Annotated in this window: 21 protein-coding genes; 3 read left to right on the forward strand and 18 right to left on the reverse strand. The window is 37.8% G+C overall.

What is annotated here, in order from left to right:
- Positions 1-265 precede the first annotated feature (265 nt).
- Complete coding sequence (locus tag RT445_RS15005) at positions 266-1,153, reverse strand: nucleotidyltransferase-like protein (protein WP_312507515.1); 888 nt, start codon at positions 1,151-1,153, stop codon at positions 266-268.
- A gap of 148 nt (positions 1,154-1,301) precedes the next feature.
- On the opposite strand from RT445_RS15005, the gene RT445_RS15010 reads away from it, so the two are divergent.
- A complete protein-coding gene (locus RT445_RS15010) occupies positions 1,302-1,655 on the forward strand; it encodes a YgzB family protein (RefSeq protein ID WP_274794485.1) in 354 nt (117 codons plus the stop codon).
- Positions 1,656-1,674: 19 nt separating this feature from the next.
- Here the strand turns inward: RT445_RS15010 and perR are convergent, their stop codons facing one another.
- The 3 genes from perR to bcp all read right to left on the reverse strand — a co-directional run bounded on the left by perR (position 1,675) and on the right by bcp (position 3,656).
- The gene (perR, locus tag RT445_RS15015; RefSeq protein WP_274794486.1) at positions 1,675-2,118 is read right to left on the reverse strand and encodes a peroxide-responsive transcriptional repressor PerR; all 444 of its coding nucleotides are present in this window, start codon (positions 2,116-2,118) and stop codon (positions 1,675-1,677) included.
- 120 nt (positions 2,119-2,238) lie between these two features.
- Positions 2,239-3,183: a D-2-hydroxyacid dehydrogenase gene (locus RT445_RS15020; protein WP_312507514.1), complete on the reverse strand. Its 945-nt coding sequence runs from the start codon at positions 3,181-3,183 to the stop codon at positions 2,239-2,241.
- Positions 3,180-3,656, reverse strand: a complete 477-nt coding sequence (bcp, locus tag RT445_RS15025; RefSeq protein WP_274794488.1) for a thioredoxin-dependent thiol peroxidase — start codon at positions 3,654-3,656, stop codon at positions 3,180-3,182. The genes RT445_RS15020 and bcp overlap by 4 nt, the downstream gene beginning before the upstream one ends.
- A 130-nt stretch (positions 3,657-3,786) precedes the next feature.
- Here bcp and RT445_RS15030 point away from each other — a divergent pair, with 130 nt between their 5' ends.
- Both RT445_RS15030 and RT445_RS15035 read left to right on the forward strand, forming a co-directional pair.
- Positions 3,787-5,076 (forward strand): glutamate-1-semialdehyde 2,1-aminomutase, encoded by a 1,290-nt coding sequence (locus RT445_RS15030; protein ID WP_274794489.1) that lies wholly within the window; start codon positions 3,787-3,789, stop codon positions 5,074-5,076.
- A gap of 134 nt (positions 5,077-5,210) precedes the next feature.
- On the forward strand, positions 5,211-6,299 hold the full coding sequence (locus tag RT445_RS15035) for an FUSC family protein (RefSeq protein ID WP_274794490.1): 1,089 nt from the start codon (positions 5,211-5,213) through the stop codon (positions 6,297-6,299).
- A gap of 138 nt (positions 6,300-6,437) precedes the next feature.
- Here RT445_RS15035 and RT445_RS15040 read toward each other — a convergent pair whose 3' ends face one another.
- The 14 genes from RT445_RS15040 to RT445_RS15105 form a co-directional block, all read right to left on the reverse strand.
- The gene (locus tag RT445_RS15040; RefSeq protein ID WP_312507513.1) at positions 6,438-7,472 is read right to left on the reverse strand and encodes a toxic anion resistance protein; all 1,035 of its coding nucleotides are present in this window, start codon (positions 7,470-7,472) and stop codon (positions 6,438-6,440) included.
- 22 nt (positions 7,473-7,494) lie between these two features.
- The gene (locus RT445_RS15045) at positions 7,495-9,126 is read right to left on the reverse strand and encodes a YceG family protein (RefSeq protein WP_313470795.1); all 1,632 of its coding nucleotides are present in this window, start codon (positions 9,124-9,126) and stop codon (positions 7,495-7,497) included.
- A 98-nt stretch (positions 9,127-9,224) separates the two neighbouring features.
- Positions 9,225-10,037 (reverse strand): HAD family hydrolase, encoded by an 813-nt coding sequence (locus RT445_RS15050; protein WP_313470797.1) that lies wholly within the window; start codon positions 10,035-10,037, stop codon positions 9,225-9,227.
- 11 nt (positions 10,038-10,048) lie between these two features.
- Positions 10,049-11,149 (reverse strand): cysteine protease StiP family protein, encoded by a 1,101-nt coding sequence (locus tag RT445_RS15055; RefSeq protein WP_313470799.1) that lies wholly within the window; start codon positions 11,147-11,149, stop codon positions 10,049-10,051.
- Positions 11,150-11,160: 11 nt separating this feature from the next.
- Positions 11,161-12,507, reverse strand: a complete 1,347-nt coding sequence (locus tag RT445_RS15060) for a phosphoribosyltransferase family protein (RefSeq protein ID WP_274794494.1) — start codon at positions 12,505-12,507, stop codon at positions 11,161-11,163.
- Entirely contained in the window at positions 12,488-13,681 is a 1,194-nt protein-coding gene (locus RT445_RS15065; protein ID WP_274794495.1) for an HpcH/HpaI aldolase/citrate lyase family protein, read from the reverse strand. The genes RT445_RS15060 and RT445_RS15065 overlap by 20 nt, the downstream gene beginning before the upstream one ends.
- Positions 13,682-13,979: 298 nt before the next feature.
- Positions 13,980-14,555, reverse strand: coding sequence for a TerD family protein (locus tag RT445_RS15070; RefSeq protein ID WP_274794496.1), 576 nt, complete (start codon positions 14,553-14,555; stop codon positions 13,980-13,982).
- A 33-nt stretch (positions 14,556-14,588) separates the two neighbouring features.
- Complete coding sequence (locus RT445_RS15075; protein WP_274794497.1) at positions 14,589-15,170, reverse strand: TerD family protein; 582 nt, start codon at positions 15,168-15,170, stop codon at positions 14,589-14,591.
- A gap of 29 nt (positions 15,171-15,199) precedes the next feature.
- Positions 15,200-15,817 carry a TerD family protein gene (locus RT445_RS15080; protein WP_274794498.1) on the reverse strand — a complete coding sequence of 206 codons (618 nt, stop codon included), beginning with the start codon at positions 15,815-15,817 and terminating at the stop codon, positions 15,200-15,202.
- 282 nt (positions 15,818-16,099) lie between these two features.
- Complete coding sequence (gene nikC / locus RT445_RS15085) at positions 16,100-16,996, reverse strand: nickel transporter permease (RefSeq protein WP_313470803.1); 897 nt, start codon at positions 16,994-16,996, stop codon at positions 16,100-16,102.
- A 12-nt stretch (positions 16,997-17,008) separates the two neighbouring features.
- Positions 17,009-18,013, reverse strand: a complete 1,005-nt coding sequence (locus RT445_RS15090) for an ABC transporter permease (RefSeq protein ID WP_274794500.1) — start codon at positions 18,011-18,013, stop codon at positions 17,009-17,011.
- Between the two features lie 224 nt (positions 18,014-18,237).
- Positions 18,238-19,854 carry an ABC transporter substrate-binding protein gene (locus RT445_RS15095; protein WP_274794501.1) on the reverse strand — a complete coding sequence of 539 codons (1,617 nt, stop codon included), beginning with the start codon at positions 19,852-19,854 and terminating at the stop codon, positions 18,238-18,240.
- 31 nt (positions 19,855-19,885) lie between these two features.
- Positions 19,886-20,866: an ABC transporter ATP-binding protein gene (locus tag RT445_RS15100; protein WP_313470806.1), complete on the reverse strand. Its 981-nt coding sequence runs from the start codon at positions 20,864-20,866 to the stop codon at positions 19,886-19,888.
- Positions 20,841-21,785 (reverse strand): ABC transporter ATP-binding protein (locus RT445_RS15105; protein WP_313470808.1); only part of this gene is annotated, 945 nt, incomplete at its 5' end. The genes RT445_RS15100 and RT445_RS15105, both read right to left, overlap by 26 nt.

Consider the following 21,785-nt stretch of genomic DNA (forward strand, 5'->3'; position numbering starts at 1 on the left):
TTACTTAAAACTTTATTGATTACGTTTTGCTTGTTCAGTTTTCAAGGTTCATTTTTTAAGTCGTTTTTCAGCGACTTCTTTATATTAACATCTCACTCAAATCATGTCAACTACTTTTCGAAAAAGTTTTTTGTGTTTTTCATTGAGTTTTTGTTATGTCTTAGCGACAATTAATATAATACAATACCAAGATATTATTCGTCAACTATTTTTCTAAAAAAATATCGAGGTATTTTTAAATACCTCGATTACAAGCATACTACAGTCATAGCTCCATTTCTAGAGCTTCTTTATTTACCTTGTAATGACGGTGAAAAATCATATCACTTTTCGCAGCAATTGGTTCTATTTGAATATAGCCTTTATCCACTAAATACTCTACAAACACTTCTAAATCTACTGAGTAATTCATGAGCTCATGATGATCATGCAATTCCTGAATAGTCCACATTTCTTTTGTTTGCATGACTTCTAAAATATGCTGTGCTCCATCACGTGTACGAGAATGTATTAAAAACTCACTTGCTAAAAATAATAACTCTAAGCGCTTTTCTATCGGCTCATTACTTGTGACAAGCTCTTCATATAATTTATAGATGGCTGGCTCGATTTTTTTTACCTGTGCCCAGACCGTTACTTCAGGGTACAATCCACTATCTATAATAGAGAGACGGCCTAAATGATGTAGGGAATCAACCACATGATTATAAGCATCCAAGTAACTCCCTTTATCAAAGTACTCTTTCCCTTCTAGATAACGACGAATCAGCTTTGAAAATTGGATACCAGTTTTAATTTTACGTCCACTGTAAGGGAATTCCTGCAATTCTATTTTTAATTTATGCAAAAATTCATTACGATCAAATAAAACTCTTCCAAAGAAAATCCAATCGACTACCTTCTTATTAGAACCAATAAGCAACCATTTTCTTATTAATTTCTCCGTAACAGTATGTAGAGCAACTTTATTTCCTTCATATAGGTAATGTTTCGAAAAGACAGGCTGCTCTGCTTCTTTTACGATAATTAGTAATACTGTATCAAAAGTATCTGTAACGTTACTTTTTTCCTCACGCTTTTCCACTAAAATGACGCCTAGTGTGTTCGACTGACTTGCACGTTCTTGGTATATTGGACGCAAGACTTGCTCCATGTTCAGCCCCCCTTTTTCATGTAGATTCCATTGTTCCGTTAAAAATTCGACATACTCTAAAAGTATTCCTTCTTTCAACCTTCTCAAAGCTAAAATACTTTGCCCTTATATGTTATAGTAGATTTTAGATTGGGAGGCAAGATGAAAAATGAAACCTTATAAAAGTAAAATTAATAAAATTCGTTCATTCGCATTAGCACTAATCTTTATCGGTTTTATTGTTATGTATGGAGGTATTTTCTTTAAAAATAGCCCGATACTAGTTTTAATTTTTATGACACTTGGGGTTTTATGTATTATCGGAAGTACAGTTGTATATGCATGGATAGGATTATTGTCAACAAGAGCTGTACAAGTTGAATGCCCGAATTGTCATAAACACACAAAAGTATTAGGTCGTGTAGATATGTGCATGTACTGCAATGAACCTTTAACACTTGATCCTTCTCTAGAAGGTAAAGAGTTCGATCAATCCTATAATCATAAAGCAAAAAAATCCTAGCCCATTAAGAGCTAGGATTTTATTGTATTTTAGCAGTTACTTCTTTACATGATGGACAAGTGCCGTATATCTCTAAACGATGCGAGTGCACATCAAAGCCAGTTACCTGAGATGCAAAATGCTCAATTTCGTCGAGTCCAGGATAATGGAAATCGACAATCTTGCCACAGCATTCACAAATCATATGATAATGATCATTTGTCACGAAATCAAAGCGACTTGAAGCATCTCCATAAGTCAGCTCTTTCACAAGACCCACCTCACGAAATACGCGCAGGTTGTTATAGACAGTCGCTACACTCATATTAGGAAACTTGCCCTCAAGTGCTTTATAAATTTCATCGGCAGTAGGATGTGCCATTGATTGAATCAAATATTCCAAAATAGCATGACGCTGAGGAGTAATACGTACACCAGTTGTTTTTAACGTGTCCAGTGCATCCTGTAAATGCGTTGCAGACATCGTCATGCACCTCTTCCATAAGTATTATTAATTTATAATTGTTATAATTAGTGTATCCAATTCGCACTACTTCGTCAACAATCACATACTCTTTATCCTTCTTCTAACAATGGCTATCCCTTAATATCCCCTTGATAAATCCATAACATTTTCTAAATCAGTATCGCCCTTCAGCCATTTTATCAGACTTGGCTTAAAGATCTCTAAGCTTCGTTCAACATAACGAGAAGAATGACTTGAAATATGTGGCGATACAATAACATTTGAGAAGGACCATAATGGACTATCCGATGACAAAGGTTCTACTTCAAATACATCTAAAACAGCGTAGCCAATTTGCTCTGTTGCAATTGCTTGAATAAGCACCTTCTCATCAACCAAGTTCCCTCGACCAAAATTCATGAAAATAGCACTGCTTTTCATGGCAACAAAATGCTCTTCTTTTAATAAATGCGTTGTTTCTGGTGTTTTTGGTAACACAGAAATGACGATATCTGCATTGGGTAAGGCTTCTTTTAATTGGGCAAAGCTAATCATACTATCCATATAGGCCGCTTCTTTCCCCGAACGGTTGCAGCCAATCGTCGTTACTCCAAAAGCCTGCAATAAACGTCCAACTTCCGAGCCAATAGCACCTGGCCCTAAAATTAGCGCTGTGCTATCTCGTAATTCGGTTTGCTTTGCTTTTTTGGACCATTCACTTTTCTTTTGTTGCTCATACATCCAAGGCAAAGCACGTTTAATCGCTAAAATATGGGCTAGCATTGATTCTGCCATTGGTGTTTTATGAATTCCCCGTACATTGGAAACTAAAATACCACGTTCCATAATAGCTCGGGCTGGCATTTTTTCTATACCTGCTGAAGCAACGAAAATCCATTTCAACTTAGTTGCATATTGGATATTCTCTTCTGTTAAATCTTCACCATATGTAACTAAAATATCAGCTTGCTGAAGCTCTTCATTTGATAATCCACTGTCAAATACAAAATCAAGCTGTGGAAAATCGGTTAGCAACGGCTCACGTAAATCCGGTCTAGGTTCAAATGTAAAATAAACTCTCATTTCTCTGCCTCCCGTTCTGCTAAATAGGCATAAACTTCTTCAATATGATTTTTCACACGTACTTTGCGCCAAGCTTTTACAAGCTTACCCTCCGTATCAATTAAAAACGTTGAACGCTCTATGCCCATAAATTCCCGACCATACATTTTCTTTAAAACCCAAACACCGTATGCTTCAGCAACTGCATGATCCTCATCCACTAATAGTGAGAACGGTAAGCCGTGCTTATCAATAAATTTCGTATGTTTAGTTGCATCATCTGGACTTACTCCAAGAACAGCAGCATTTAAATGACTGAAGTCCTCAAACTTATCTCGAAAATCACATGCTTCTGTCGTGCAGCCTGGTGTCATATCCTTTGGGTAGAAATATAAAATAACATTCTGACCTTTAAAATCAGATAAATGCACCATTTCCCCCTTTTCGTTCATTAGAGAAAAATTTGGCGCCTTTTGTCCTTCCAGTAAAGTCATAACAATCTCCTCCTTTGTAGGTTCTATTTTACTCTAAGTAACAAATCAAGTCATATCTCTTAATTTCTTTGGATTTCTTACAACGATAGGTCTACAATAGATTACGTATAAAAAGTTAGGAGGCAATACAATGAATCACGCAAAATCTGAAGCAGTACACGCAGAGGCGTTACAGCACATCGTTGGTGGTGTAAACAGCCCTTCTCGTTCATATAAAGCAGTAGGTGGCGGTTCTCCTGTGGCAATGGCTCGAGGAAAAGGTGCTTATTTTTGGGATGTAGATGGCAACCGTTATATTGATTATCTAGCCGCTTATGGCCCTATCGTGACAGGACATGGTCACCCACATATTGCTAAGGCAATTACACATGCAGCAGAAAACGGAACACTTTTCGGAACCCCAACTGAATATGAGGTTACATTCGCTAAAATGCTTAAAGAAGCTATTCCTTCTATGGATAAAGTACGATTTAACAACTCTGGTACAGAGGCAGTTATGACAACCATTCGTGTTGCTCGTGCCTATACTGGTCGTACAAAAATCATGAAATTTGCAGGCTGCTACCATGGTCACTTCGATTTAGTATTAGTAGCTGCTGGCTCTGGTCCTGCAACATTAGGAACTCCTGACTCTGCAGGTGTGACGACTTCTACAGCAGAGGAGGTTATTACAGTACCGTTTAATAACCCAGAAGCTTTTACTGAGGCAATGAATAAATGGGGCGACCAAATTGCGGCTATCTTAATCGAACCTATCGTAGGGAACTTTGGGATTGTAGAACCAAACCCAGGCTTCCTTGAATTGGTCCATGCTACCGCAAAAGAAAAAGGAGCATTGACGATATACGACGAGGTTATCACTGCTTTCCGCTTCCACTATGGTGGAGCTCAAAATTTACTTGGCCTCACACCTGATCTGACTGCACTTGGTAAAGTTATTGGTGGTGGTTTACCCATCGGTGCTTATGGTGGTCGTAAAGAAATTATGGATACAGTTGCACCACTTGGCCCAGCTTACCAAGCAGGGACAATGGCTGGGAATCCTGCCTCAATGCAAGCTGGGATTGCCTGCCTAGAAGTGCTACAAACACCAGGTATTTACGATGAGATGGATCGACTAGGTGGTATTTTAGAAAATGGTATTTTAACGGCGGCTAAAAAACACGGTGTAACTATTACATTAAATCGTCTTAAAGGAGCACTAACTATTTACTTTACAGATGTGAAAGTAGAAAACTATGAGCAAGCTGAAAACTCTGACGGTGAAATCTTTGGGCGCTTCTTTAAATTAATGCTAGAACAAGGTATTAATTTAGCGCCATCTAAATATGAGGCTTGGTTCCTAACAACTGAGCATACAGAAGCAGACATTCTTGAAACCATTAAAGCTGTAGATTATGCTTTTTCTCAATTGTCATAATGTGTCAATAAAAAGGCGACTTACGAGTTAAGTCGCCTTTTTCTTATTCATGCATGCAAATCTATGTATTTTATGTGCACTTCCTTCTATAATGTAAAGAAACTAAAAAAATATTAGACAGAAAGGACATCTTTATGAAATTAGGTGCCCGTGTATTTAAAACTGGTGTTGCTATCGTTTTTGCCCTGTTTATTGCAGAGTTATTAAAACTACCTTCACCTGTTTTTGCTGGAATTGCAGCCATTTTTGCGATTCAACCTTCTATTTATCGTTCTTATCAAACCATTGTAGAGCAAGTACAAGCAAATATTATAGGAGCGACAATTGCCGTCATTTTCGGCTTACTTTTTGGCCATCATGTTGTAGCCATTGGTATAGCTGTCATAATTGCTATTGGTTTAATGTTAAAGTTTAAACTTGAAAAATCACTTTCGCTGGCATTGGTGTCAGTCGTAGCTATTATGGAGTTTCAAGGCGATGACTTTTTAACGTTTGGTTTAATACGCTTTGTGACAATCTTGGTTGGGGTGTTGGCAGCATTTGTTGTAAACCTATTTTTCCTACCACCAAAATACGAGGTAAAACTATTCCGCAAAATCTATATTTTACAGGATGATATTATTCGTTGGACACGACTTGCTGTACGTCAGGCTTCTGAACATACCTCTACAAAGGCAGCATTAAGTAAATTTAAAAGTCGTATGTTACGAGTGGATACATTGTACGATTTATATAAGGAAGAACGAAATTACTTAAAAAATAAAAAGTATGTGAAAGCACGTAAACTAGTGGTCTATCGTCAAATGATTTTAACTTCCAAAAAAAGTTTAGAACTGCTTCAGCGGTTGCATAACCATGAAAATGAACTAGCTCAGCTACCTACACAATTTCACTTAATGATTCAAGAGCGACTTGATTCCTTGCTAACTTACCATGAGCAATTACTCTTAAAATATACAGGGAAACTTAAGCCTGAGCATTCAGAGTGGAGCAAAAGCATTGACTATGTCCAACGCAATGAGCTAATGGAAATTTTCATCAAGCAAATTAACTTTGCTCGCGAAGAGGGCGATACAGAATTTTCTAGCTATCATTTACTTTATATTTTATCGCGCATATTAGATTATGAAGAAAATCTAGAGCATCTAGACACGCTTATCGTGTCTTACCAAAGCTACCATGGACATGAAATTAATGTAGAATTTGAAGAAGAGTTCATCTAGTTAGTATTTTAGGGTGGTAGATTATTTTATTCAGCGGGTTTTGAACACCCGCTGAATACCTCGCCCCCTAGAAAAAGAAATCTGTTGTATTTACATACAAAAAATCCCCCAAGTAGTAATCTACTTAGAGGAAGTGAATTAATGCCGCAATGTTAACAGTTGTTGCTCTGCTTGCTGACGCTTAATGGTTTGCTCATCACGTAAATGCTGATAATTTGCAATACCTGAAACAATAATATCCCACATTTCTTCTAGGCTCTGCGTTGTGCTAGATTGTTGAGCCATAGCAGTACTTAATTGAACCGCTTCCTTGCTGGCTCCCCCAAATTGCTTCATACGGTCTTCAAAGGCAGATGCTGATTGACTTTGTAATTGTTGACGTCTTTCATTAACTGCATTCATCAAACCCATTTTAAAAACAGGAATGGTTTTAACAAAAGCCCCATTAATTTGTTCAATCAACTCACTGTTACCATTTCGCAGCATGTCAATTTGAGGGGCAGTTAAAATGGCCACCATACGCGACTTTTCCAACTCGTCTATTTTCTGCTGGAGTAACTCGGCAATAGCTTGCAAACGATTCAGCTCCATTTTTGCTACCTGATTGCCTGCCTCTCCCTGTTTTTCATACATAGGGATTAATGTTGTTTGTACTTCATGTAATTTCATATCTGTTGCTACGATATATTTTTCCAGCTCTAGATAGTACGTTAAATCTTCATTATATAATCGTGCAAGTATTCGATTATCCTTAGCTAATTCTTCTTCCATAAGCACAAATTGATAATGAATTTTCTCAATATCTCTACCAAGTACATTGTATTTTTCAAATAGATCGTCATCATTTTTAGGTTTACGTGCAAAGAGCTTTTTAAAAAACCCTCTTTGCTCAGCAAAATCTTTTTTGTCAAATGACAACATTAAAGTTTCAAGCTGCTTAAATAATGTATTTGATTCAAAAGAGGCAGAGCGGGTAACGATATCTAATAGTTGATCAGAGAACTTTGCTAATTTTGTCGCTGGTTCTTTTCCCAATGCCATTAGCTCTATCTGGTTTTTTATATTGATTTGATTGGCAATTTGCTGTATCTCTACATGTTCTCTTAATTGTTCTTTAACGGCTGCTGCTGTTTCAGGTGTTAGCTGTTCCAGCGATAACGAGATATTTGACATTTGTGCTGCCTCCTTCCTACCATCAGAAAAAACGATTAAAGAGCTTTTTGATGATTTTGTCGGGTGCCTTTTTTTGCTGCTTAGGTTCCTCATAGTGCAAGTCAAACAGCATATGTTCTAAACGATGTACATCGTAAGTATCCTCTTGCAAATGCTTTTCTAAGTCTAACTGTCCTGTTGGATTATATAAGATAATATCCATTCCAAAGCGATTTAAAAATGCTAATAATGCAATATCTTCACGCGATAATGCTGGCTGTTGAGGCGCCTGGAATAACACGATTTTGGGTACCTCTTGTGAATAATCAAAGCCTTGCAGTAACCGTAAGATATCTTGAGGAATCATCGATAGTTGTTTAAATATAAATAACTGTAAATCATATAACGTTTCATTTGGCTGTTGTTTTAACATTGGTTGTTCACATGACGTTTTTATTGTGTGGGCAATTGCATGCTGTAGCTCGAATGTTAATTCACCATATTGCCACCAATCGCTTTGCATAATGCGCTCTACAGATAGTTCACCATTCACGAGACAATGCTTATAGTGAAAATGAAAATTGGCCCTGCTCGTAGTTGTAAAAGGGAAGTCCTGTACAAAAACAGTTTGTGGACTTGCTAGTAACTGATGCATATAATGCCAATACTCTTCTCGTTTACTCGAAACCCCACTTATTTTTGCAAAGATGACTGGAATGACTACCTCGTTGCCAATTACCTCAAATTGTGGTCGAACCAATGCTTTTTCTTTAGCATAAATAAAAATATCATCATATGTCATCCGTAATGTTAATGACCGTGGCATAAAATCCTTAAACTGCCAAGGCTTATAAACACCTGATTGCTGATCATGCATTAATTGCTCGAAATGTTGACTAGAACGATAACCTACAGTTGCCTGGCGATCACGGAGCTTGTCAGGAAATGGCTGTAAAGTTGTTTGGTTGGGATATGAGTATGTGATGGAAAACGACTCTGTAGGATCAATTTCAGCGAACTCATCTATTTTAGCTGGATGAAAAATTAATACATCACATCCAAGCTCCATTAAAAGTAATAAAAAATAACGTTGGCTAACCGTTGTGTCCCCATACCAAACAACTTTTGGAAAATCATCTGTTGGATTCATTGTTTTTGTCCATTGAATCCAATGATTTTTTAACCATTTCACCATATCAATTAAAAAACGGCGAAATTCATTTGATAGCAGACCTAGTGATTGTTGTTCTTGAAAGAGCTCCACAACTTTAATAGTTGCTAGCTGTAAATGTCGATTCATTACGCTATCATCATGTTTGGGAATTAACTGATGGCCATACATCATCGCCACTAAACGGTTAATTGATAGCCCTTTTGGCGTTTGTTGATGCTGCGATAAAATGGTTTGTATAGCCTGAAAATCCTTTTGCTCAATATGCTTATTTAATTCTTCACTTAAAATATGGATCTGAGGGTTTTGTGACAATGTAAATAATGAATTAAAATAATCATCTTCTTCGATTGGTACGCCTAATACACGAACCGCAATCCTGCTAAAACTCACTTGCTGTGCTGTTTCCTCATAAAATGCACGATCCCTTGGTGAATCTTGAAACGCCTGTAGCCAATCATCAGGGTGACGCTCCAACACTGATTTAATTGTGATTGTTTGCATACAAACGCACCTCCTCAAAATCATCCTCAGCATATGCTGAGGATTTCAATTGTCATAGGACGACTCTACCTTATGACTACAAAAAATATTTGAATAACCTATACAACGGTTTGGTGTGAAGCTATTTGCAAGACCATTTCTAGCAAGTCCTTTGTAAATGCTTCACCGTTGTGAGCCGAGTAAGTTGTATTTTGTAGAATTTTTGGCTGTTTATCCTTTAAATCTCCGTGGTTCAGTGTAAAAGCTACATCAGCTATTGCCAGCATTCCATAATCCATAATAGAGTCACCCGCTGCTATATGCACATCGTATGTACAGAATTCTTTTATATATTCGATAGCCGCTTCCTTTGTCAGTACCTTTGGCATAAAATACAGTTTTTTACCTTGTAGAAGAACATACCAACCATGAGCATCAAACTCTTGAATTATAGCTTGTAATTCATCGTGGGGTAAAACTTCAATATCCACATGATGGACGTAAAAAAGATCATCTATATACAAAGTACGTTGTAGCCATGTTTCAGATTGAATGGTATAAAAATGCTTTAACATATCCTCACGAGGAATAGAGGAATCCTCGATACGTCTGCTTAAGATTTTCGTCCATTTTTCATATGGCTGACCCTTTTCTAATATTGTACCCCCATTGCTTGCAATTGCAAAAGTAGGACACAAATCATTAATAAAATGGATTCTCTTATATTGATGTAACGCCCTAGTCGTAACAGGTACAAAGAGTGTTTGTTGATGTACCTGATGTAATAGTGTTGCGGTTGCCTGCGTCATCATACTCATTGCTTCCTCAGCTTTGTGTTCAACTACCAATGTCTCTGTAGCAGGTGGAAACAGTTTCATCATATGTTTAGAATAAATAAGTGTTCTATCTAAATCCGATGTAAATAGTATCATCTTAATCTCCTCTATATTTCTTTTATTAAACCACAACATGCATAGGACATATTAGAATATTCTTCTATTACTATATGTTTTTCTTGGGCAAGAAATAAAATATGTTGCAGTTCATCCATGTACCGCGGATTAATTAAAATTTTCCAAGGTAAACGTCGCAGCAAAACTCTTGTCGTCTCACCAACACCCGGTTTGATAAAATGAATATTATCAATACAAAAATCTCGTTGAATATTTTGCACAGACTTCATGCCCTCCCAAGTAATTGGAGATTCGTCCTGCTTTTGTAATTGTTGCATAATTGTACTCTGCACCTGTTCAAAGCATGTGACAATACGTTCTATGTACAGATTGGAGACGTCTAGATCCTCTAATTCTTTATAGTATTTAGCACCATGAAAGTCGTTCGCATCCATAAATTGTCGATTTAAAACCGTTCTACTCACCAATCCCGATACAGTCGAATTTAAACAAGCAGATGGTATTAAAAAGTCTTCTCGAGTACCATAAATGGCTGCACAATGCCCAGGATCGGCCAATACAGCTAAATTGGCATTCAATTGCCCTTGGTATTGCGCATTAAATTTTTGACAGGATTGAATTAATTCATTGGTAATTGCCCCTTTACCAGTCCAACCATCGATAAATTGAAGACAGCCGAGAGGATGCTGTGTCAAAATGAAAAGAATGGCTGTTTCATCAAAACCGCGACCGCGCAAAATAGAGATGGAGTAATGCGGAACATTCACCCTATAACGCATAGATATATAGCGTTTGATTAAAATGCCGATAGGTGTACCTGCTCGGGCTAAACTAACAAGAATTAAATTGTCTAACCCCCTACTTTCGATTATTTGCTCTGCCACTACGCCAACAGCAATTGCAATTCTTTCTGCATAAGCGTCTAACGTTTTATAAAAAAGATTCATATACGTATCGGATGGTTGCTTCTCTATTGGTAGCATTTCTGAATAATGTGTGCCTGATTGAATAAGCTGCTCACGTTTCTCATTATCCATTTCAAGAAATACATTTCCTATATCACGCAATAAAAAAGTAACGTCCTCTGGCGCATAGCTGCCCATTTTATCTGGCTGTAAAGTCGATATCATCATTCAACCTCCTATTCATGCATACAAATCACATATATTGTAGCGCTACTAACTTCTTGTAGTGCCTTTACCATACGGGCAACTACCTCTTTACTTGCTATACGTTCCACCACAACAAAAAGTTCCGTGTAGGACTGACTTTCAACATTATATAAATAATTTTGAACCCCATTATTTTCTGGACTCTCAAAGGCAATTTTTTCTGTAATCACATACCCAACATCATCCGAGCAATAAATTGGACTGCGCGTGGTTGATTGAAAATATACATCGTTCCCTAAGTAAGAGGCAATTTGCATAGGAACATACATAAACTCACCTGTTCCAATGACAAGTGCTGGTCCATCTGTACGTAGCCCTTTTAATTGCTGGGCGATTACTTGTAGCATTTCCTTTTGTTGAACATGTTGTTTTGAAGTAAGCATAAATCTTCCTGTTGCTACTAAATAAGGTTGTTTGTTTACTAAACCGTTCTCTGCAACTGATTGGAAAGTTTTGCGATCAGCAGACACTTGAATTGGCCACAATGTCATATCCTGTGCACTCTGTGTTTGTACGCTTGGCTGTATGCTTGTTAAGCTGGGAGTCCCTGAACAACTAAAATGTCCACACATGATTGCGATGAACTCAATAGAAATATCCCACTGATCCTCTAAATTTTTAAAGAGCATTTGCTGCTGCTCGGAACGCCAATCTAAAATAGATAACACAGCATATTGCCTAACTAACGGAAATTTCTTTCTTAACGTTTGAATAATGTTAATGACCGTATTACCAGTAGTAATCTCATCATCAATTAACACGATGCGTTTAGCTTGCAGTAAAGCTTCAGGATCTTCCGTATAAATTCTATGGCTTGTCGCATGTGAGTGTTCTTCCTCAAATGTAATAAATGGCTCTAAATCAGGAAGAACTTCACGTGTTGTGTGGATGTACATAGCGTTTGAATGGAACGCATTAAATACTGCATGTCCTAGGGCAGTAGCCGTCTCAGCAAATCCTATAAACAATGTTTCTTGTGCTAACTCTATGCTGCCCTCAACGGAATTTTGAACCTCATCGAACCTATTCCCATCTTTTAAAGCTTTTACAACGGCATCCGAAGTCATTGCTTTATCTCCAGTAAGATTCTCATGATACATCAAGGCTAAAAGAGCTCCAGTCAGTAAAGGGACTTGTGGGCGTACAGCTAAATGTTTACCTAGAACGGTGCTTACAAACAAAAATTGCCTTTTCTTATTAATACGGGCTGCCATTTTAAATAAATCAGTTAGTTCAAATTGGTGCGGATTGGAGGTAATTTCAATATCGATTGAATAATCCGGTAAAATACTTAATTTACTCATTTGTTGTTGCATAAATACTACCACCTATATCAGAGTTTAATAAGAGTGAGGCAAAATCAACGGATTCATGATATACGCCATAGACATGTGCCTGTTTTACTATTCGCTGTGCCCATCTCATATGTGGTTTGATTTCATTCATTTTATTAGCATGATGGCTTTTCATCACACCTTTACGGCCATCATTATTTTCTATAATACTTAGCGCATCTAGATATTCTTCAAAGGAAATCGCATATAATGCATGCACGACTCGAATATGACTAGGATGAATAATCGTTTTACCCACAATGCCATTTTGTTTGTCCATGAGAACTTCTTTCATTAATCCATCTAAACAATCGTCTAATAATGCTTTCCTCGTATCAAGTGCACCCTTCTCGCTAAATGGTGTTTCTCTTAATGCAGGCTTCAATACACGCTGATTACTAAAATACTCCCACACTGGCCCAGATATAACAAAGCCATCTTCCTCGCGACCAAGGATATTAACAATATCTGCAATACAATCTCGAATTACACTAATATCATAAATAGTAGAGTCCATACGGCGGCGAATACCGTAAATACCACAGAAATCAGTTGCACCAATACGTACATTTAATACACGGTTTCTGTATTGATGTAGAACTTCTTTAATGCCTAATAATGCTTCCATGCGAGATTCCTTATAGAGGACCTCATGACTCTCTAAAATCGGCATACCATATAAAACTAAATCATTCTCTAAAATTGTTTGTTCTAGAATTTCAAAATAACAGGCGCCTTTTGCTGCTGTAAATTTCGGGAAAACATAGCCAGTTAGGATTTCTTGCTTTTTTCCTAAAGCAGTCGTTAAATAACGAAATTGTTCAACATGACGTACACGAATAAAAAGCAATGGAAGATCTTCAAGTAGTAGTTGTTTTTGTTGGTAGAGCTCGTATAACTCGCTCATATCCTCAATCAACTTTGCTTCACAATCTACTAATTCTATATCCCCTACGGCATCCTCCAGATCAATAACGAGTGATGTGAGTTCTTTATATTTTTGTGATTGAATCAAACTCACAATTGTAGGCATGGAAGCAGGCATATATAAAGTAGCGCCTAGGGCATATGACAAAATATCTGGCGATTCCCATTTTGTAAAAGGCTGTGGCTTCTTATAAAAAATAGTCTCTGCTTCTGTTGCAAAGTGTTGCATCGTATCCTCTCCCCAATAACTATGCCTTTTGTGAAAAAAGCACTGTATCAGCCTGTTCCATACAGACCAATACAGTGCCTTGTTTACACTGCTGTTTTCTTATTCATCTTGTGTGCAACAAATGTCAATAAGAATGCAGCAATTAATAAAGAAAAATTTCATTTGAAAGATGGTGCCAAATATAGTAGCAATTTTCAGTGCAATACGATAAGGCTTCAAGATACAGGATCTGTAAAACTGGTCACCTCACAGTTTTTCACATCACCCAAGACCCTTCAGCGTATACCTACCCTACTCATTACTGTAGGCCATATGCGTTGATTAATGCTGCTAGTCCACCTTGATAGCCTGAGCCTACTGCAGCAAATTTCCACTCACCGTTATGACGGTACAGCTCACAAAAAACTACAGCCGTTTCAATACTAAAATCTTCGCCTAAATCATAACGTAATACCTCAGATCCAGTCTCTTCATTCGTCAAACGAACATAGGCATTTAAGACTTGTCCAAAGTTTTGATGGCGCCCCTCTGCATCATAAATGGTAACCGTCACCACAATCTTTTCAATTTGAGGAGACACTTGCTTTAGGTTCACAAGGATTTTCTCATCATCCCCATCACCTTCACCTGTCCGGTTATCACCAGTATGAACAACAGATTGGTCTGCACTTGCTAAATTATTGTAAAAGATAAAGTCCTGCTCATTACGACACTTGCCTGATGCATCTAATAAAAATACAGATGCATCAAGGTCAAAGTCTTGCCCACCATCGAATTGCTTAACGTCCCAGCCCAAGCCAATTCCGATGCTGTTTAAACCAGGATCTTGCTTTGTTAAATCAATTCGTTGCCCTTTACTTAATTGAATAGCCATTCAAAATCTCCCTTTCTGTCCAAAGATGAAATTTTAGTTTACGCTCAAGCCATAGTCATTACATAAAGCAGCTAGGCCACCCTGATAGCCAGCACCAATTGCGTTAAATTTCCATTCACCGTTATGACGATATAATTCACCGACTACAATAGCTGTTTCAATACTGAAATCCTCACCTAAATCATAGCGAATAATTTCTTCATTGGATGCAGCATTTATAATACGAATATAGGCATTCGATACCATTCCAAAGTTTTGACTGCGAGATTCCGCATCATGAATAGTTACCGTGAATGCTAGACGTTGAACATGAGCAGGAACTTGAGTTAATGCGACTTTCACCACTTCATCGTCACCTTCACCGACACCTGTTAAATTATCACCTGAATGCTCTACTGAACCGTTTCCACCAATTGTATTGTTGTAAAAAATAAAGTCATTTTGATCTGCTACTTTCCCTGTATCAGCAAGTAAAAATACAGATGAGTCTAAATCAAAATCATGACCACCATCATATTTATTTGTATCCCAGCCTAATCCTACCACAACATTTGTTAATCCTGGATTTGTTTTTGTTAAATCTACCTTTTGACCTTTTTGTAGTGAAATGCCCATATTTTTATTCCTCCTATTTAGTCATTTATTTATTGATATCTTCGAACAACGTCGCCAAGTTTCAAATCATTTGTTCCCGTACCAACTGCAGCAAATTTCCATTCATTATTATGGCGGTAAATCTCCCCACAGACTAACGTCGTTAAATTCGAATAATTATCAGTTAAATTATAACGAATTAGCTCACTTCCTGTCCTGTCATCATACACACGAATATATGCATTTTGAATCATACCAAAGTGTTGGTTACGCCCTGCTGCATCGTAAATGTTTACAACAAACACAAGCTTGTTATATTGAGTTGGCACAGACGATAGCTCAATTGTAATTACCTCATCATCCCCATCGCCGTCACCTGTTAAATTATCACCTGAATGTTGAACAGAGCCGCATTTACTTGTTAATTTTCCAAAATAAACAACATCGTCTCCCGCAATAACCTTATCATCTTGCAGCATTAATACAGATGCATCACAGTCAACGCTTCGTCCACTACCGCTATTTCTACTAGAAAATAAACCGCCTAAAAAGCCGCCGCTTTTCTCTTGCCCTACAGGGTCCCAGCCTAAGCCTACTTTAATTTTATTTAAACCAGCATTTCCTTTTGTTAAATCAACACGTTGCCCTTTTTGTAAATTAATCCCCAATTTTAACACCCTCCTAAAATATGTATTTCAACTGAAAGATTATATGGTAAGCAATAATCTACTATGATAAAAATTTTCTACTTTTTAAGTCTAAATTAACATGACAAAAAATTCAATTAATGGCTCCAGAAAGATAATTTCACTTATTTTTGAAAAGCAGTTTGGTCCACTACTATAATTTAGAACGTTTTTGCTGTAAAAGAGTTCCTATTTACCCCTTTGTTCATGTTTGCCAAGTAGCTGAAAAAAACCTTCTAACTTGTAGAAGGTGTAATGTATTAACTAGCTTTTCATTTTTGGATCAAGTGCATCTCGTAGTCCATCACCCATTAGGTTAAAGCCTAGAACTGTTAGCATAATAGCTAAACCAGGGAAAATCATTGTCCAAGGAGCATTTAATAAATACTTCCGCGCATCGGCTAGCATTTTTCCCCATTCTGGTGCTGGAGCTTGAGCCCCTAGTCCAAGGAAACCTAACGCTGCCGCTTCAATAATAGCTGTCGCAATAGCAAGCGTTCCTTGTACAATAATAGGTGTCATAGAGTTCGGCAAAATATGTGAAAATAATATTCTTGAATCCCGCATGCCAATTGCTTTTGCTGATACGATATACTCCTCTTCCTTGACACTCAACACTTTTGAGCGTATTAAACGACCAAAATTAGGTATGTTAATAATTGCAATAGCAATTAATGCATTTTGTAAGGATGGTCCAAGCACTGACACGACAGCAATCGCTAATAGCATACTAGGGAAAGCTAGCATAATATCAAAAATACGTGAAATAACTGTATCAATCCATTTTCCATAATAACCTGCAATAATTCCAAGCAAACTACCAACAATTACGGATAAAACTACTGAAAAAAAGCCTACCCATAACGAAATTCGTGCACCATGAATGATTCTAGAGAAAATATCCCGCCCAAAATCATCCGTACCAAACCAATGTTCACTTGTTGGTGCCAATAAACGTTTTGATAAATCTTGTTCATTTATCCCCTGTGGCGCCAAATATGGGCCTAAAATAGCAAGTAAAATAAAAAATAGTACAATTCCTGCACCTACTAAAGACACTTTGCTCTTTTTAAAGCTTCGCCAGCCTTCAAGCCATGGGCCTACTGCCTTTTCTTGAACAGGTGCTGCTTCTTTTTTTATGTCAATTGCTCCAGTCATCATTGCAACTCCCTTCTATTTGTATTTAATACGTGGATCAATCACTGTATACAACAAGTCCACGATTAAGTTAATCATGATGAAAATAAATGCAACGATTAGGATACCTGATTGAATGACCGGATAATCCCTGAAGCCAATCGCATCATAAATATAACGACCAATGCCTGGCCAACTAAAAATCGTCTCTGTTAAAATGGCACCGCCTAACAGTAATCCTGTTTGTAAACCGATTACCGTTAATACAGGAATAACAGCATTTTTTAATGCATGCTTATAAACCACAATAAACATTTTTTGTCCTTTAGCTCGTGCGGTGCGTACATAATCTGAACGCATCACTTCAAGCATGGATGCCCTTGTGATTCTTGCAATAATAGCCATCGGAATCGTCGCAAGCGCAACACCTGGTAATATTAATCTCTTTAAAACTTCAATGAATTGATCGAAGCGTCCTTGCATGAGCGTATCTAGTAAATAGAAATGGGTTATGGCGGTTACAGGATTACGAACATCATCTCGACCTGAAGTAGGCAACCAGCCAAGCTGACTACTAAATGTCCACTGCTCCATTAAACCTAGCCAAAATACGGGTACAGATACACCAACTAGTGCCACAACCATAGCAATGTAATCGAACCAAGAATTTTGGAACCAGGCAGAAATAATGCCAGCATTAACACCTATAACAATAGCAATAATCATAGCAAAAAATGCAAGCTCAGCCGTTGCTGCTAGATACGGAAATACTTCCTCTGATACAGGTAATTTTGTACGTAAAGACACCCCTAAATCTCCCTGAAAAATACCTGCTAAATAACTAAAATATTGTGTATACCAAGGCTTATCTAATCCTAAACTTGCGTTTAATGCCTCGACCGCCTCTTTTGTTGCCTGTTGTCCTAAAATAACTTGTGCTGGATTTCCAGGTATTGCACGTATCAACATAAAGACGATAAAAGTCATTCCAAGCAAAACTGGGATTAGTTGAAGTAATCGTCTCCCCATATAGTGAAGCATTTTCATCACCTCTCTATGATTTTCATAATCTACTTTGAAGTCTATATACTGTTGAAAGGTTAAGCTTTCACCAAACGGCTTTAATGTTTAGATGAGATCTTTCATACAGAGTAAAGGATTGGATTTCCTTTACTAGAAAAGAATCTGCTAGAATTCCACGGCTTACCCGCAGAAAAGCAAGCAGATTCTTTACATACCTCTTTATTATTTAAGAATGCAGTTTACTATTGAATATCTATTGCATCTAAACGGTCAGAACCAGTTGGATGCGCAATATAATTTGTAACTTTCTTGTTAGCAGCTAAAATTGGTGTTGAGTGAGCAAGAGGAACCCATGGAGCATCCTCAGAAATAATAACTTGTGCCTGCTTATACAATTCATTACGCTTATCTTCATCAATTTCAGTTTGCGCAGCTGTTAATAACTTGTGTAATTCTTGGTTGTCGTAGAATGTATAGTTATTAGAGCCAATATTATCACCGTCTAATAATGAATAAAGGAAGTTATCTGCATCTCCATTATCCCCTGTCCAGCCAAGTAAGAATGCATCCGCTTCACCCTTTTCAGCTTTATCTAAATAAGTTGCCCATTCATATGACACAATTTTAGATTTAATGCCCACATCTTCTAAATTCTTTTGAATCGCTTCAGCAATTTTTTGTCCGTCCGGCATGTATGGACGTGGAACTGGCATTGCCCATAGCTCAATTTCCTTACCATCATAGCCTGCTTCAGCAAGTAATGCTTTCGCTTTTTCAGGATCATAAGTATAGCCTGTTACCTCATCGTTATAGCCTGTAATTACCGGTGGCATTGGGTTTTTCGCTGGCTCTGCTAAGCCTTCATAAAATGCATCTACTAAAGCTTGTTTATCAATTGCATAGTTGACTGCCTGACGTACTTTGACATTATCAAATGGAGGACGAGTTACTGTTAAACCAAGATATCCAACGTTCATAGATGGACGTTCAATTAACTGTAGATTTGCATCGCCTTCAATTGTTCCTTTATCAGATGGACTTAAGCCATCAGCTACATCAATATTACCTGCGATTAAATCATTTAAACGTGCAGAGTTTTCAGGTATAGAACGATAAATAACTTTATCTAGTTTTGGATAACCATCAATATAGTAATCTGGATTTTTTTCAATTGTGATAGAATCATTTCGTACCCAGCTAACAAACTTGAATGGACCTGTTCCTACAGGATTTGTTGATAATCCTTCTTCATCTGCCTCAAAGGCTGTTGGAGAAGCAATCGCAAATGGAGACATGGCTAAATTTTTCAGGAACGGTGCTTGTGGTTGGCTTAGCTTAAATACAACTGTATAGTCACCCTCAGCAGTTACTGAGTCAATAATTTGCTTGCCACCAACGACAAATTGAGTACTAAAGTATGGATATTTATCAGTACTTGATTTCCAACGTTCAATATTTTTAACAACTGCCTCGGCATTGAAGTCTGTACCATCATGGAATTTAACACCTTCTTGGAGCTGGAAAGTATAAGTCAATCCATCCTCTGATGCCTCCCAAGATTTTGCTAGACCAGGATTAATTGTTACATCTCTCTCACCAAAGTTTACAAGCGTCTCGTAAATATTAGCTGTCACTGTAAAGGATTCACCGTCTGTGACAACAGCAGGGTCTAGTGCTACAGAATCTCCACCACGACCATAAACTAAAATTTTTGGTTCACCACTGCCAGCTGAATCGCCACCAGTTGATGTATCTTTACTACCCGTATCCTTAGTATCTGAGCCGCCACAAGCTGCTAAGATCGTCGAGAGAATAAGGAGTAGCATTACACCCAAGGTCCAAAGCTTCTTTTTCTTCATTGATTTTCCCCCTATGTCGTTTTTATATCATTTAATGTTGGAGCGCCTCATACAGATGGCAAGCAACATAATGACCTGGTTTTACTTCTTGCATTTTAGGCACTACTTGTGAGCATTGTTCCTTTTTAAAAGGACATCTCGTATGGAAAGTACAACCGCTCGGCGGATTTGATGCACTTGGGATATCTCCAGAAATAATAATCTGTTCACGCTCAAATGTAGGATCGGGAACTGGAACTGAAGATAAAAGTGCCTGTGTATATGGATGAAGCGGTTCAGCATACAAGTCCTCACTCGCTGTCAACTCAACTAATTTACCTAAGTACATTACGCCAACACGATTGCTAATGTGACGTACAACCCCTAAATCATGTGATATAAAAATATACGTTAGCTTTAAATCTTTTTGCAGCTTTTGCAATAAATTCAAGACTTGTGCCTGAATGGACACATCTAGCGCCGAGACTGGCTCATCCGCAATAATTAAGCGAGGGTTCGTCATCAATGCTCTAGCAATGCCAATACGCTGCCTTTGCCCTCCACTAAACTGATGCGGATAACGCTTGATATGATATCCATTTAACCCAACAATCTCCAGGAGCTCCAACACTTTTTGTTTTCGCTCTTTGGCATTACCGATGCCATGGACAATTAGTGGCTCCTCTAATATTTTGCCGATATTATGGCGCGGATTTAATGAGGCATAAGGATCCTGAAAGATCATTTGGATATCCCTGCGTGCCTTCCTCATTTCGTTATTAGATAATTCTGAAATCATTTTACCTGCGAATTCTATTTTACCTTCAGTTGGCTCTAGCAAACGCATTAATAGGCGACCCGTCGTCGATTTGCCACAGCCAGATTCTCCAACAATACCTAATGTCTCTCCTTCAAACACTTCAAACGAAACATCATCTACCGCCTTTACATCCCCTGCATGAGAATTAAGGACACCCTTTCGAATAGGGAAATATTTCTTTAAACCATCAACCTTTAATAACGCTTTCGACACGTTGCTCCACCTCCTGCTCCTCTAGTAAAAAACATCTTGATTTATGGTTCTCTGCTGCCTCAAATAAAGGTGGTGTTTCCTGTAAACAGCGTTCCATCGCATATTCGCAGCGTGCCGCAAAGCGACAACCAACTTGAATACTTCCAGGTTTAGGAACACTGCCAGGGATGGAGTATAGATTATCCTTTTTATAGCGCATATCAGGCACTGATTGAATAAGACCTTGTGTATATGGATGTTTAGGATTCTTAAAAATTTCTTGAATCGGCGCCTCCTCTACAATTTGTCCAGCATACATAACAATCACACGCTCACACGTTTCTGCTACAACACCCAAATCATGTGTAATTAACAATACAGCTGTATTCAATCTTTTATTTAAGTCTTTCATTAGCTGTAAAATTTGTGCCTGAATGGTAACATCCAATGCAGTTGTTGGCTCATCTGCAATTAGTACCTGAGGGTCACAAACCAGTGCCATGGCAATCATCACCCTTTGGCGCATCCCTCCAGATAGCTGATGCGGATAATCTTTTAGTAGGTCCTCTGCTCGTGGTAAACCTACAAGTTTCATAATGTCGATTGCTCTTGAAACCGCTTCCTTTTTTGACCACTTAGGATTATGAATTAATATAGCCTCTTTGAGCTGATCACCGATTGTAAATAAAGGGTTTAGAGAAGTCATCGGTTCTTGGAAAATCATTGCTATGTCTCTACCACGTATTTTTTGCATTTGTTTATCTGTACATTTCGCAAGGTTTTTGCCATCTAGCAATATTTCACCACTTGTAATTTTTCCTGGTGGTGATGGAATTAACCCCATGATGGATAGCGACGTAACACTTTTACCACTTCCCGATTCCCCTACAATCCCTAAAATTTCTCCTTCATGGACAGAAAAATCGATATCGTCTACAGC

It is taken from the genome of Lysinibacillus sp. (assembly GCF_032093475.1).
Classification (GTDB): Bacteria; Bacillota; Bacilli; order Bacillales_A; family Planococcaceae; genus Lysinibacillus; species Lysinibacillus irui.